Annotated in this window: 11 protein-coding genes; 7 read left to right on the top strand and 4 right to left on the bottom strand. The window is 63.5% G+C overall.

Translation table 11 applies throughout. From position 1 onward, the window contains the following. Positions 1-122 precede the first annotated feature (122 nt). Positions 123-881: an SDR family NAD(P)-dependent oxidoreductase gene (locus tag AAFX91_RS31125; RefSeq protein WP_028166789.1), complete on the bottom strand. Its 759-nt coding sequence runs from the start codon at positions 879-881 to the stop codon at positions 123-125. 96 nt (positions 882-977) lie between these two features. Further along, on the bottom strand, positions 978-1643 hold the full coding sequence (locus AAFX91_RS31120; protein ID WP_394569160.1) for a TetR family transcriptional regulator: 666 nt from the start codon (positions 1641-1643) through the stop codon (positions 978-980). 147 nt (positions 1644-1790) lie between these two features. Between AAFX91_RS31120 and AAFX91_RS31115 the strand changes: the two genes are divergently transcribed. From AAFX91_RS31115 to AAFX91_RS31090, 6 genes are all read left to right on the top strand, one after another. After that, positions 1791-2963: an acetyl-CoA C-acetyltransferase gene (locus AAFX91_RS31115; RefSeq protein ID WP_394569159.1), complete on the top strand. Its 1173-nt coding sequence runs from the start codon at positions 1791-1793 to the stop codon at positions 2961-2963. A 130-nt stretch (positions 2964-3093) separates the two neighbouring features. Then, entirely contained in the window at positions 3094-4635 is a 1542-nt protein-coding gene (locus AAFX91_RS31110) for an acyl-CoA synthetase (RefSeq protein ID WP_394569158.1), read from the top strand. 131 nt (positions 4636-4766) lie between these two features. After that, positions 4767-5921, top strand: a complete 1155-nt coding sequence (locus AAFX91_RS31105; RefSeq protein ID WP_394569157.1) for an alpha/beta fold hydrolase — start codon at positions 4767-4769, stop codon at positions 5919-5921. Positions 5922-5988: 67 nt separating this feature from the next. Next, the gene (gene mbfA, locus AAFX91_RS31100) at positions 5989-6960 is read left to right on the top strand and encodes an iron exporter MbfA (protein ID WP_394569156.1); all 972 of its coding nucleotides are present in this window, start codon (positions 5989-5991) and stop codon (positions 6958-6960) included. 140 nt (positions 6961-7100) lie between these two features. Then, positions 7101-8570 (top strand): amidase, encoded by a 1470-nt coding sequence (locus AAFX91_RS31095; protein WP_394569155.1) that lies wholly within the window; start codon positions 7101-7103, stop codon positions 8568-8570. 141 nt (positions 8571-8711) lie between these two features. Then, positions 8712-9065: a nuclear transport factor 2 family protein gene (locus tag AAFX91_RS31090; protein WP_394569154.1), complete on the top strand. Its 354-nt coding sequence runs from the start codon at positions 8712-8714 to the stop codon at positions 9063-9065. Positions 9066-9177: 112 nt separating this feature from the next. Here AAFX91_RS31090 and AAFX91_RS31085 read toward each other — a convergent pair whose 3' ends face one another. Further along, entirely contained in the window at positions 9178-10266 is a 1089-nt protein-coding gene (locus tag AAFX91_RS31085) for a Zn-dependent alcohol dehydrogenase (RefSeq protein ID WP_394569153.1), read from the bottom strand. 89 nt (positions 10267-10355) lie between these two features. Beyond that, positions 10356-12137, bottom strand: a complete 1782-nt coding sequence (locus AAFX91_RS31080; protein WP_394569152.1) for an acyl-CoA dehydrogenase family protein — start codon at positions 12135-12137, stop codon at positions 10356-10358. Positions 12138-12259: 122 nt separating this feature from the next. Between AAFX91_RS31080 and AAFX91_RS31075 the strand changes: the two genes are divergently transcribed. Further along, positions 12260-12988: an SDR family NAD(P)-dependent oxidoreductase gene (locus AAFX91_RS31075; protein WP_394569161.1), complete on the top strand. Its 729-nt coding sequence runs from the start codon at positions 12260-12262 to the stop codon at positions 12986-12988. Positions 12989-13249 lie beyond the last annotated feature (261 nt).

Raw genomic sequence — 13249 nt, 5'->3', positions numbered from 1 at the left:
TCAACGCCAAAGCACGCGAGGCGCGTGCCGCTTACGCCAATGCAACTTGACAATCCAGATAGTCGCTCATCCGGCGCGGATTTCATCCGCGCCACCTTCTCCCACAAGGGGAGAAGGGAAGCCTACCGTGGAGCCATGCGGATGGCGCCGTCGAGGCGGATGGTTTCGCCGTTGAGCATCGCGTTCTCGACGATATGCACGGCCAGCGCACCGTATTCATCGGGCTCGCCGAGGCGGGCCGGATGCGGCACCTGAGCGCCGAGGCTCTTGCGCGCCTCCTCGTTCAGACCCATCAGGAGCGGCGTGAAGAAGATGCCGGGCGCGATCGTGTTGACGCGGATCTTCAGGCTGGCGAGGTCGCGCGCCGCCGGCAAGGTCAGGCCGACGATGCCGCCCTTCGAGGCCGAATAAGCGATCTGGCCGATCTGGCCTTCATAGGCCGCGACCGAGGCGGTGTTGACGACGACGCCGCGCTCCTCGCCGATCGGCTGCGCCGTGGCGAGCCGCTCCGCGAACAGGCGCAGCACGTTGAAGGTACCGATCAAATTGACATTGATGATGCGGGTGAACTTCTCCAACGGATAGACGCCATCCTTGCCGACGATGCGCTGCGAACCGCCGATGCCGGCACAGTTCATCAGCACGCGCGCAATGCCATGCGCGGCCTCCGCCTTGGCGATCGCGGCCTTCACCTGCTCCTCGCTGGTGACGTCGGCGTGAAGCGCGACGCCCTTCACTTCCGCCGCGACCTTCTCGGCGTTCTCCTTGTTCTGGTCGAGCACACCGATCTTGGCGCCTTTGGCGGCCATGGCGCGCGCGGTGGCGGCCCCGAGGCCAGAGCCACCGCCGGTGATGAGAACAGCAACGTCTTTCAACTGCATGGTAGAACTCTCCTTGGGTGTTAGTTTCTTAGATCGCGAATAGCGAATAGCGAATGGCGAGTAGCGAATAGTGCGCTTTCGTCCATTCGCCATTCGCTACTCACTATTCGCCTCTTCCTTCGCCAACATTCCGCCGAAGATCAGCGCTTCCATATGCTTGATGTATTCGCGGCAGACCTCGTCGGTGACCGGACCGACGCCGGTCGCGCGCGACATCGCGTGACGGCCGAAGAACAGGTGATCGCAGGCGCCGATCAGGCTGGTGTAGAACAGCACGGGGTCGACCTCGCGGAACTTACCGGCTTGCACACCCTCATTGAGCAGGCGGCGATGGAAATCCAGCAGCGGCGCGACGAAGAACTTCGACACTTCGTCGGCGGCCTCAGGACTGCTCTCGTGCAGGAGATAATGGATCAGCCGGTTCATATAGGGGAACTGGTGATAGGCGCGGATGATGCCGCCGATGTGCAGGCGAAGCTTCGCGGTCGGCGAGATCGGCTGCGCCAATAGATATTCGAGCTGCGACATCTCGGTTGCGGCATCGCGCGCGAGCAGCGCCAGCAATAGCCCGTCCTTGTTCCCGAAATGATATTTCACCAGCGCGGCGTTGACGCCGGACTTCTGGGCGATGTCGGACAGCGACACCTCGATCGAGGCGCGCTCGATCATCAATTCGCTTGCGGCGACCAATAGCTTCTCCGCCGTGGCGTTTCTGCCGGCCGGAAGGCGCGTTGGTATACTGGTATTTAGCTGTGCTGCCATCTTCCCTGCCGGAACATCCGCCGGGCAGATAACCCGATGCCGCGCCGCATCTCAAGAGTTAATTGATTGATTGACTAAATCCGTGACGGCCCTTTTAATCCCGCCATCTTTGAAACGCCCATCCAGAACACTCAGGGAGACTAAGACATGGCCGAGGCCTATATCGTCGCCGCCGCTCGCACCGCCGGCGGCCGCAAGGGGGGACGTCTTGCCGGCTGGCATCCGGCCGACCTGGCCGCGACCGTGCTGGACGCGCTGGTCGATCGTTCCGGCGTCGATCCCGCTTTGGTCGAGGACGTGATCATGGGCTGCGTGATGCAGGCCGGCGAGCAATCCAACAACATCGCGCGCAACGCGGTGATGGCCTCGAAGCTGCCGGAAAGCGTGCCCGGCACCTCGATCGACCGGCAGTGCGGTTCCTCGCAGCAGGCGCTGCACTTCGCCGCGCAGGCCGTGATGTCCGGCTCGATGGACATCGTGATCGCCGCCGGCGTGGAATCGATGACGCGGGTGCCGATGGGCCTTGCCTCGTCGCTGCCGCAGAAGAACGGTTTTGGCTACTACAAGAGCCCAAACATCGAGAAGCGCTACCCGAACATCATGTTCAGCCAGTTCACCGGTGCGGAGATGATGGCGGAGAAATACGGTCTCTCCAAAGACCAGCTCGACGAATATGCCTATGGCAGCCACCAGCGCGCGATTGCGGCCACGCAAGCCGGCCACTTCAAGGACGAGATCGTGCCGGTGCAGATCACCCGCGCCGACGGCACCACGGACACCCACCACATCGACGAAGGCATCCGCTTCGACGCCAGCCGCGAGGGCATCAAGGGCGTCAAGCTGATCGCCGAGAACGGCAAGCTGACCGCGGCGAGCTCGAGCCATATCTGCGACGGCGCCTCCGGCGTGCTCGTCGTCAACGAGAAGGGGCTGAAGCAGCTCGGCGTCAAGCCAATGGCGCGCATCCACCACATGAGCATGCTGGGCCATGATCCCGTGATCATGCTTGAGGCGCCGCTGCCCGCCACCGAACGCGCGCTGAAGAAGGCCGGCATGACAATCGACGACATCGACCTGTTCGAGGTCAACGAAGCCTTCGCCTCGGTGCCAACAGCGTGGCTGAAGACCACCGGCGCCGATCCCGCCCGTCTCAACGTCAACGGCGGCGCGATCGCGCTCGGCCATCCGCTCGGCGGCTTCGGCACCAAGTTGATGACCACGCTCATCAATGCGCTGAAGCAGCGCAACAAGCGCTACGGCCTGCAGACCATGTGCGAAGGCGGCGGCATGGCGAATGTGACGATTGTGGAACGGCTCTAACAAACAAAACTAACAGCCAGTCAGCAAGGGGCGAATAGCGAGTAGCGAGTAGCGAATAGGGACAAACTGACCTTCCTCTATTCGCCACTCCCTATTCGCCATTCGCCCCTTCGCGTCTTGAGGAAATCCCATGACCCACCCCACCATCCACGCCCGCACGCATCCGGACAAGATCGCCTATCAAATGGCCGGCACCGGCAAGGCGATCACCTATCGCGAGCTCGACGAGCTCTCGAACCAGGGCGCGCATCTGTTCCGTTCGCTCGGACTGAAGGCCGGCGACCACATCGCGTTCCTGATGGAGAACCGGCTTGCCTTCATGGAGATCTGCTGGGCGGCGCAGCGCGCGGGACTCTATTACACCGCGATCAGCCGTTACCTGAAGCAGGACGAGATCGCCTATATCATCAGGGACTGCGGCGCCAAGATCTTCATCACCTCGCCGAAATGTGCCGAGCAGGTGAAGGGGCTCATCAAGGGCGAGCCAGGCGAACCGTTGTGGTTCATGCTCGACGAGCCGCAGCCCGGCTTCCGCTCTTTCGACAAGGAAGCGGTCGTGCAGCCGACCACGCCGATTGCGGACGAGGTCGCCGGCTACGACATGCTCTATTCTTCCGGCACCACCGGCCGGCCCAAGGGCATCAAGAAGCAGTTCGAAGGTAACCCGATCGATGTGCCCAACCCGTTCCTGCGGGTGCTGTGCGCCGACATGTGCGGCATGAACGCGGACACCATCTATCTGTCGCCGGCGCCGCTCTATCACGCCGCTCCCCTGCGCTTCAACATGATGGCGATCGTGCTCGGCGGCACCTCGATCATCATGGAGTCGTTCGACGCGGAGGAATTCCTCAAGCTGGTCGAGAAGCACAAGGTGACGCAGTCGCAGCTCGTGCCGACCATGTTCGTGCGCATGCTGAAACTGGCGGATGAGGTGCGCACGCGCTACGCCGTCTCCTCGCTGAAGGGTGCGATCCATGCCGCCGCGCCTTGCCCGGTCGATGTCAAAGCCCAGATGATCGAGTGGTGGGGGCCGATCCTGATCGAGTATTACGCGGGCTCCGAGGGCAATGGCGTCACAGTGTCGACCTCGCAGCAATGGCTGGAGCACCGCGGCACGGTCGGCCGCGCTGTCGTCGGCAAGGTGAAGATCCTCGACGAGGACGACGAGGAGCTGCCGGTTGGCGAGATCGGCACGGTCTATTTCGCCGACGCGCCCGCATTCACCTATCACAACGATCCCGAGAAGACGAAGCGCGCCTATAACGCCAAGGGCTGGTCGACGCTCGGCGATGTCGGCTATCTCGACAAGGAAGGCTTCCTCTATCTCACCGACCGCAAGAGCTACATGATCATCTCCGGCGGCGTGAACATCTATCCGCAGGAGACCGAGGATGTGCTGATCACGCATCCTGCTGTTTCCGACGTCGCGGTGTTCGGCGTCCCGAACGAGGAGATGGGCGAAGAGGTCAAGGCCGTGGTGCAGCCGCACGACATGGCTGCGGCCAGCAAGGAACTCGAGGCCGAACTGATCCAGTTCTGCAAGTCGCGGCTGTCTGCGATCAAATGCCCGCGCTCGATCGATTTCGAAGCCGAGCTGCCGCGCACGCCGACCGGCAAGCTGGTGAAGCGCCATCTCCGCGACCGCTATTGGCCGGCGCCGGCGAGGGCATAAGCCGTAGGGTGGGCAAAGCGCATCGTGCCCACCTTTCGCTTTGCCCACCCTACGGCAGCCCACGAGCGGACTTGTCCCGGGCGTCCACGTCTTTACAGTCGCGCGCACAATAAGACGTGGATGGAAACGCCATGACCGACCTCCCCGACATTCCGCTCCCCTTAGGCATACGCTCCCGCTATGTCGACGATATCAACGGCCTGCGCATGCATGTGCTCGAGGCCGGTTTCGAGACCAAAGGTCGGCCTTGCCTCCTGCTGCTGCACGGCTTTCCCGAGCTCGCCTTTTCCTGGCGCAAGGTGATGCCTGTGCTGGCCGAGGCCGGCTATCACGTGATCGCGCCGGACCAGCGCGGCTATGGTCGCACCACGGGCTGGGATGGCGACTATGACGGCGACCTCGCGTCGTTTCGTCTCCCCAATCTGGTGCGCGATGCGTTGGGGCTGGTGTCGGCGTTCGGCTACAAACACGTCGATGCCGTGATCGGGCACGATTTCGGCTCGTCCGTCGCGGCGTGGTGCGCGCTGATCCGGCCGGATGTGTTCCGGGCGGTGACAATGATGAGCGCGCCGTTCGGCGGCCCGCCATCGCTGCCGTTCGACACCGCGGATGCGCCGGCGAAACCTGCGACGGAGGACCCGGTGCATCGCGAGCTCGCGGCATTGCCGCGACCGCGCAAGCACTACCAATGGTACTACTCGACGCGCGAGGCCAATACCGACATGTACCGCGCACCGCAGGGCGTGCATGATTTCCTGCGCGCCTATTACCACCACAAGAGCGCGGACTGGAAAGACAACAAGCCCTACCCGCTGCAGTCCTGGTCCGCGGGCGAACTGGCAAAGCTGCCGACCTATTACATCATGGATCTCGCCGAGGGCATGGCCGTCACGGTGGCGAAAGAGATGCCGTCGGCCGCCGACATCGCCGCCAACAAGTGGCTGCCGGATCACGAGCTTGCCTTCTACAGCGCCGAGTACGAACGCAACGGCTTCCAGGGTGGCCTGCAATGGTATCGCTGCGGCACCTCCGGCGCGTTCGTCCCGGAGTTGCAGACATGGTCGGGCCGCGCCATCGACGTGCCCTCCTGCTTCATCTCCGGCAGGCAGGACTGGGGCACCTACCAGCGGCCCGGCGTGTTCGAGGCGATGCAATCGAAGGCCTGCAGCAATATGATCGGCTGCCATCTGGTCGATGGCGCCGGCCATTGGGTGCAGCAGGAGCAGCCGGCGGAGGTGAGCCGGCTCCTGCTCGCATTCCTGCGCGACGCGCGCGGCGGAAGGTGATTGACGCGGTAGCCAAGGCCTCCTAAGTAGTTTAGAATAATTCTAAACTAGATGAGAAGGCGGCTCCGTGAAGAACTTTGCCGATCTGACCGAGCGCGAAGTGCTGGCGGTTGCGATCGCCTCCGAGGAGGAGGACAGCCGCATCTACATGACCTTCGCAGAGGACCTCGCCGAACGTTATCCAGATACTGCAAAGATCTTCGAGCAGATGGCCGAGGAGGAGCGCGGCCACCGGCATCGGCTGCTTGAGCTCTACGAGCAGCGGTTCGGCCCGCATCTGCCGCCAATCCGCCGCGAGGACGTAAGGGGCTTTCTGCGCCGCCGCCCGATCTGGCTGACCAAGAACCTGCCGCTCGACACCATCCGCAAGGAAGTCGAGACGATGGAGCTTGAGGCCGAACGCTTCTATGCCAAGGCCGCCGAACAGGCCCAGGATGTCGGCGTGCGCCGCCTGCTCGGCGATCTCGCCGAGGAAGAGCGACACCACGAGAACCTCGCCGTCCGGCTGACCGACGATATCCTGAAGCCCGACGTGCGCGCCGAGGAGGACCGGACCCGGCGGCGCATGTTCGTCTTGCAATATGTGCAGCCCGGGCTCGCCGGACTGATGGACGGTTCGGTCTCGACATTGGCGCCGCTGTTCGCCGCCGCCTTTGCCACCCACCAGAACTGGCAGACTTTCCTGGTCGGCCTCGCCGCCTCGATCGGCGCCGGCATCAGCATGGGATTTGCCGAGGCGCTGTCCGACGATGGTTCGCTGACCGGGCGCGGCTCGCCGTGGCTGCGCGGCCTCACCTGCGGAGTGATGACGACGCTCGGCGGCCTCGGCCACACCCTCCCCTATCTCGTTCCCGATACCTGGCCGAACGCGTTCTGGATTGCGACCGCTATCGCCAGCATCATCGTGTTCTTCGAATTGTGGGCGATCGCCTTCATCCGCTCGCGCTACATGGACACGCCGTTCCTGCAGGCGGTGTTCCAGATCGTGCTCGGCGGCGCCATCGTTCTCGGTGTCGGGATTCTGATCGGCGCCGCGTAGCTCAGCAATCCCTGTCAAGCATTGGTACCGTCAGATCGGCGATGATCGTCGGCGCATCACGCCGTGACGTCTCACGCTTGCGGCGGTCATGCAAAGTGACCATCATTGTTGCAGCACCGCCATCACATCAGGAGTTCGCCTTGGCCAAATCGCAATGGAGCTTCAAGACTGCGATCGAGATATCGGCGGCGCTTGCCGCAAAGCAAGTATCCGCGGTCGAACTGACGCAGGATGCGATCGGCCGGATCGAGCGTCACGATGCGAAAATCAATGCGGTCTGCGTGCGCGATTTCGATCGTGCGCTGGCCACGGCGCGCGCCGCCCACACAGCACTTGCCCGCGGCGAACAAAAGCCGCTGCTCGGTATCCCCATCACGGTGAAGGAATCCTACAACGTTGCCGGGCTGCCGACGACCTGGGGCATTCCCGAACAGAAGAATTTCACGCCGACCGAGGACGCACTCTCGGTCGCGCGGGTCAAGGATGCCGGCGCGGTCATCCTCGGCAAGACCAATGTGCCGCTCGTCCTCGGCGACTGGCAGAGCTACAACGACATCTACGGCACCACCAACAACCCCTACGATCTCGGCCGCACACCGGGCGGCTCGTCCGGCGGATCATCGGCCGCGCTCGCCGCAGGTTACGGGCCGCTCTCGCTCGGCTCCGACATCGGCGGCTCATTGCGGGTGCCGGCATTTCATTGCGGCGTCTATGCGCACAAGCCGAGCTACGCGCTGGCGCCGTCGCGCGGTCACACGCCGCCTCCCTTGCCGCCGCTGCCGTTCAACCGCGATCTCTCGGTGATCGGCCCGATGGCGCGTAGCGCGGCCGATCTGACGTTGTTGCTCGATGCGATCGCTGGCCCCGATCCGCTCGACGCCAACGCCTACCGGCTCGAACTGCCGGCGCCGCGACATGCCGCGCTGAAAGACTTCCGCGTGCTGCTGATCGACACAGATCCGGTGATGCCGACGGATTCGGTGGTACGCGGCTCGATCGAAAGACTCGCCGCCAACCTCGCCAAGGCAGGCGTCAAGGTCGAGCGCCAGAGCAAGCTGTTGCCGGACTTCGCCGCATCGACCCGGCTCTATATGCGGATACTGATGTCGTTCCTCGCCGCTTCCTTCGCGCCCGACGTCTATGAGGGGGCCAAGCAGGCCGCCGCGGCGCTACCGGAGAGCGATACCAGCCTTGCCGCCGAACGGCTGCGCGGCATCGCGCTCAGTCATCGCGACTGGGTAATGGCCGACGGCGGCCGCACCCGGCTCCGCGCACAATGGCGCGAATTTTTCAAGACATTCGATGCCGTGATCTGCCCTATCATGCCGACGCCGGCCTATCCGCACGACCATTCGCCCGGGCAGGAGAAACGCCGCATCATGATCGACGGCAAGGAACACGTCTATCCAGACCAGCTCGCCTGGCCCGGAATCGCGACGCTGCCCGGGCTTCCGTCAACAGCGATACCGACCGGCTTCGCGCCGGATGGATTGCCGATCGGCGTACAGATCGTTGGGCCCTGGCTCGAGGATCGCACGCCGCTGAAACTGGCTGAACTGATCGAGCGCGAATTCGGCGGCTTCGTGCCGCCAAAGATGTTTGATGACTGACGTCATCACGAGCCACCGGGTCGGCGCGAAGCGCCGCCCGATGACAGGCTCCGCGAAGCAATCCACCCATCCACGTTCGCGGAGGCATGGATTGCTTCGTCGCTTCGCTTCTCGCAATGACGGGAACAAGGAGGAATACAAATGACCAACGACATCGACGAACTCACCGCGCTCAATCGCGACTATGTCGCCTCGGTGCAGAATTGCGACGTCAGGCGCTTCGATGAGATCCTGGCGCCGGAGTTCTATTGCACAAATCCCGACAAATCGCTGGTCGACCGCGTCGGCTTCCTTGAGCAGACCGCGAAGCCGGTGGCGATCAGGAACCTGCAGGCGCATGATGTAAAGATCCGCATCATGGGCGACTTCGCCATCATCCATGGGGCGACCAGCTACACCGCGCCGGACGGGCAGCAGGCGCAGGGGCGATACACTGATTGCTGGGCGAAGCAGAACGGGAAATGGCTCGCGGTATCGGCGCATGTGACGCGGTGACGCGTAGCCGTCATTGCCGGGCTTGACCCGGCAATCCATCGCTAACAAGGACGTCTTTGCGAAGATGGATGGATGCCCGGGTCAAGCCCGGGCATGACGGACAGAGAGTGCCTCAGCTATCAAACATGATCACGCTGCGGAGCGTCTTGCCGGCTTTCATGTTGGCGAAGCCTTCGTTGATCTCGGACAGTTTCAGCTTGGCCGAGATCCAGTCCTCCAGGTGCAATTTGCCGCGCATGTAGAACTCAACCAGCCGCGGCATGTCGACGCGGAAATGGTTGGAGCCCATCGACGAGCCCTGGATCCGGCGCTCGCGCAGAAAATCGAAGCCGTGCAATTCGATCTTCTGGCCGAACGGGATCATGCCGACGATGGTCGCGGTGCCGCCGGGCGCCAGCATGCCGAAGGCCTGCTCCGCGGTTTCCTTGCGGCCCAGCACCTCGAAGGAATGATGCACGCCGCCGCCGGTGAGCTCACGCACCTGCTGCACCACGTCGCCATTCCTGGGGTCGATGATGTCGGTGGCGCCGAGCTTGGTCGCGAGCTGCAATTTCGCCGGATTGGTGTCGATCGCGATGATGCGGCCAGCACCCGCGATCTCGGCGCCGTTGACCGCGGCCATGCCGACGCCGCCGCAACCGATCACCGCCACCGTCTCGCCGGCCTGCACCCTGGCGGTGTTCACGACAGCGCCATAGCCGGTGATGACGCCGCAGCCGATCAGGGCTGCGAGCTCGAGCGGCATGTCCTTGCGGATCTTCACGATTGCATTCTCATGCACCAGCATCTGCTCGGCAAAGGACGAGAGATTGAGGAACTGGTTCAACTTCTCCGGCCTGTTCCATTGCAGCCGGTTGGAAGCGCCCGGCAGCATCTTCACGGTGGTGTCGGTACAAAGCACCGTACGTCCGGTGGTGCAGTTGTCGCAGGTGCCGCAGAACACCGAGAGGCAGGTCACGACGTGATCGCCGGGCTTCACATAATTCACGTCGGAGCCGACCTTCTCCACCACACCCGCGGATTCATGGCCGAGCACGGCGGGCAGCGGATGCGGGTAGAGTCCCTCCATGAAGTGCAGATCGGAATGACAGAGGCCGGCGACGGAAGTGCGGATCAGCACTTCGCGCGGTCCGGGATTAGGCAGGCTGACGTCCTCGATCACGAGCGGCTTGTTGACTTCGTACAGGACGGCGGCCTTCATCGGTGTTTCCCCTCTGTTGTTTATCGTTGCGTCTATCTTGTCGCGACGCTCTCTCCACCTCTCCCGAAGGGAGAGGTGGAAGCGGCAGCCTACGCTGCGGCAAGCAATTCGCCAACCTCGGCCATGCCGACGGCGCGGTCGCCGAGCAGGTGATCGGTGATGGCGCGCGATACGGTATTTTCCGTCAGCCGGAACGGATCATGGGCGGCAACGCGATGGTCGATCACCAGGCGCGACAGCAATAGCCGCCGTGCATCGCCCCGCATCTCATCGATGCGCCCGCCTTCCCAGGCGAGCGTCACCGCGCTTGCGACGTGATAGAGCAGGCTGGTGGCGCGCCGTGCTTCCGCTTCGTTGTCCATGCGGCCGGCGACTTCGCGCGCAAAGCCGATGGAGCGATCGGTGAGTTCATGCAGGCGGCTGCGCCAGGCCTGCGGCACATTGGCGCTGTCGTCGAGCCGCGCGTGCAGGTCCGCGGCAAGCGCCGCATCGGCGCCATGCCGGCCAACCGCGCGCTTCAACGCGTCGATCGCGACGATGTTGCCGGTGCCTTCCCAGATCGAGCCGAGATGCGCGTCGCGCAGCAGCCGCGCGGTGACAAATTCCTCGATGTAACCGATGCCGCCGCGCATCTCCATCGCATCGCCGCAGACCTTTCGCGCATCGCGGGTGGCACGGAATTTCAAGGTCGGCGTCAGGATGCGCAGCAGCGCCGCCGCGTCCTGACTGCCCGCTTCGGCACGGTCAAGCGCATCCGCCGTTAAGAAGCTCATCGACAGCGCCTGCTCGGTCGCGAGCATGATCTTCATCAATTGCCGCCGCGCCAGCGGCAGGTCGATGATGCGGCTGCCGAACACGACGCGGCCCTTCGCCACTGTCATCGCATCATGATACGCACGGCGCATCAGCGCGGTCGACTTGACGCCGTTGGAGAGCCGCGACGAGTTGACCATCTCGGCCATCTGCACGAAGCCGCGGTCGAGCTTGCCGACCGCATAGGCGATCGCGCCTTCGAGCTTGATCTCGCCCGAGGCCATCGAGCGTGTGCCGAGCTTGTCCTTGAGCCGCACGATCCGGTAGCGATTCTGCGAGCCGTCATCGAGGAAGCGTGGCATCAGGAACAGGCCGACGCCGCGCGTGCCGGGGCCGGCGCCTTCCGGCCGCGCCAGCAGCATCACGACCTTGGCGTCCGCATTCGAGCAGAACCATTTCTCGCCATAGAGCCGCCAGTGATCGCCTTCCTGCACCGCAGTTGTGGTCAGCGTGCCGACGTCGGAGCCGCCCTCCTTCTCGGTCATGAATTGACCGCCTTGCGTCAGCTTGCTCATGTCGGTCTGGGTCAGGCCGTCCAAGTATTTTGCCTTCAACGCCTCGCTGCCGAAATTCGCCAGCAGCTTCGCGCAGCCGTCAGTGACGTTGATCGGACAGCCCATGCCGAATTCGGTCTGGTTGAACAGGAAGGTGAAGGCGTGTTTTGCCACCACAGGATATTTGTCGGGCCAGCCCAGGACGCCCTTGCGGATCGACATCGCGTGGATGCCGAACTCGCCGAACGCGGCCTTCTCCAATTCGCGATAGGCCGGGTGATATTCGACCCACTGCACGTCGCGGCCGAACTTGTCGCGCTGGTGCAACACCGGCACGTGGCGGTCGGCAAGCCGCGCGCATTCGTCGAGGTAGCCACCGGCGAGCGCGCCTAACCGATCGAGATGCGGTTCGATATGACGAAGCAGCGCGTCGGGCAGATGCAGTCGCAGCAGGTCCTGAAGCGCCGGATCGTCCCGGTAGAAATTCATGCCCGAGGTATCGGGCGCGAGCAGGTCCGGCTGGTTGGCGATATCGGCGTTCGGATGTTGTTGCAGTGGCTGCATTGAAATCTCTGGTTCGTTTCCTCATCTGTTGGATGAGACTATCGCACATCGAATGCCGGGATGTCGCCCCATACGGTTGCGGCGAGAGAGCCAATTTCGCCGCAGCTTCCTGCCAAAGCAAAATCTTCTCCGGCAGCTCAAGGAAAGCTCATGGAAACCCGAAATACAAGATTGCCCTGATCGTCGGTGTCGGCGAAGGCCTCAGCGCTTCGCTGGCGCGGTTATTTTCGCGCGAAGGAATTCGCGTGGCGCTGGCCGCACGGCAAATCGAAAAACTCGGCGCACTCTGCACCGAAACCGGCGCGCGTGCCTTTGCCTGCAACGCAACGGACGCCGACGAGGTTGAACGTCTGTTCGGCCTGGTCGAGCGCGAGATCGGAACGCCCGATCTCGTGGTCTATAACGCGAGCGCGCGGGCGCGCGGCCCGCTGATCGACCTCATGCCGGCCGATGTCGCCAACGCAATCGCGGTCTCGGCCTTCGGCGGCTTCCTGGTGGCGCAGCAGGCAGCAAAGCGCATGCTGCCGAACAAGCATGGCGCGATCCTGTTCACGGGGGCTTCGGCCAGCGTCAAAGGCTATGCACAATCGTCATCGTTCGCGATGGGCAAGTTCGCGCTGCGCGGACTGGCGCAGAGCATGGCGCGCGAACTATCGCCAGAGGGTATTCATGTCGCGCATTTCGTTATCGACGGCGGTATCCGCAGCAAGACGCGCCCTGATCCGGAGGACCGTCCGGATTCGATGCTCGATCCCGACGCGATTGCGCTGAGTTACTGGAACGTGCTGCAGCAGCCGCGCAGCGCCTGGACCTGGGAGATGGAGCTGCGTCCCTGGGTGGAGAAGTTCTAGCGCGCGCTGTCGTCCCGGCCTTGAGCCGGGCCCCATAACCACAGGGAGTTGTTGTGGTGCGGGCAAGTCACCCCGTCATTGCGAGCGCAGCGAAGCAATCCATGCCTCCACTTGCCGTGCGATGGATTGCTTCGCTGCGCTCGCAATGACGGTGGGAGGCATCGGAGCACATCACGAAATCCTTTGGTTGATGGGGTGGACGGCCCCCTACGGCATCAGTTGTGCCAGAATGAGGTTGTCGAAATCTCAAACGAGGGAGCC

It is taken from the genome of Bradyrhizobium sp. 31Argb, assembly GCF_043638955.1.
Lineage (GTDB): Bacteria > Pseudomonadota > Alphaproteobacteria > Rhizobiales > Xanthobacteraceae > Bradyrhizobium.
This window is presented reverse-complemented; position numbering and strand designations above follow the sequence as displayed.

Coding starts and splice junctions, on each gene's coding strand:
- AAFX91_RS31125 (WP_028166789.1), bottom strand. CDS start 881: ATGCAGTTGAAAGACGTTGCTGTTCTCATCACCGGCGGTGGCTCTGGC.
- AAFX91_RS31120 (WP_394569160.1), bottom strand. CDS start 1,643: ATGGCAGCACAGCTAAATACCAGTATACCAACGCGCCTTCCGGCCGGC.
- AAFX91_RS31115 (WP_394569159.1), top strand. CDS start 1,791: ATGGCCGAGGCCTATATCGTCGCCGCCGCTCGCACCGCCGGCGGCCGC.
- AAFX91_RS31110 (WP_394569158.1), top strand. CDS start 3,094: ATGACCCACCCCACCATCCACGCCCGCACGCATCCGGACAAGATCGCC.
- AAFX91_RS31105 (WP_394569157.1), top strand. CDS start 4,767: ATGACCGACCTCCCCGACATTCCGCTCCCCTTAGGCATACGCTCCCGC.
- AAFX91_RS31090 (WP_394569154.1), top strand. CDS start 8,712: ATGACCAACGACATCGACGAACTCACCGCGCTCAATCGCGACTATGTC.
- AAFX91_RS31085 (WP_394569153.1), bottom strand. CDS start 10,266: ATGAAGGCCGCCGTCCTGTACGAAGTCAACAAGCCGCTCGTGATCGAG.
- AAFX91_RS31080 (WP_394569152.1), bottom strand. CDS start 12,137: ATGCAGCCACTGCAACAACATCCGAACGCCGATATCGCCAACCAGCCG.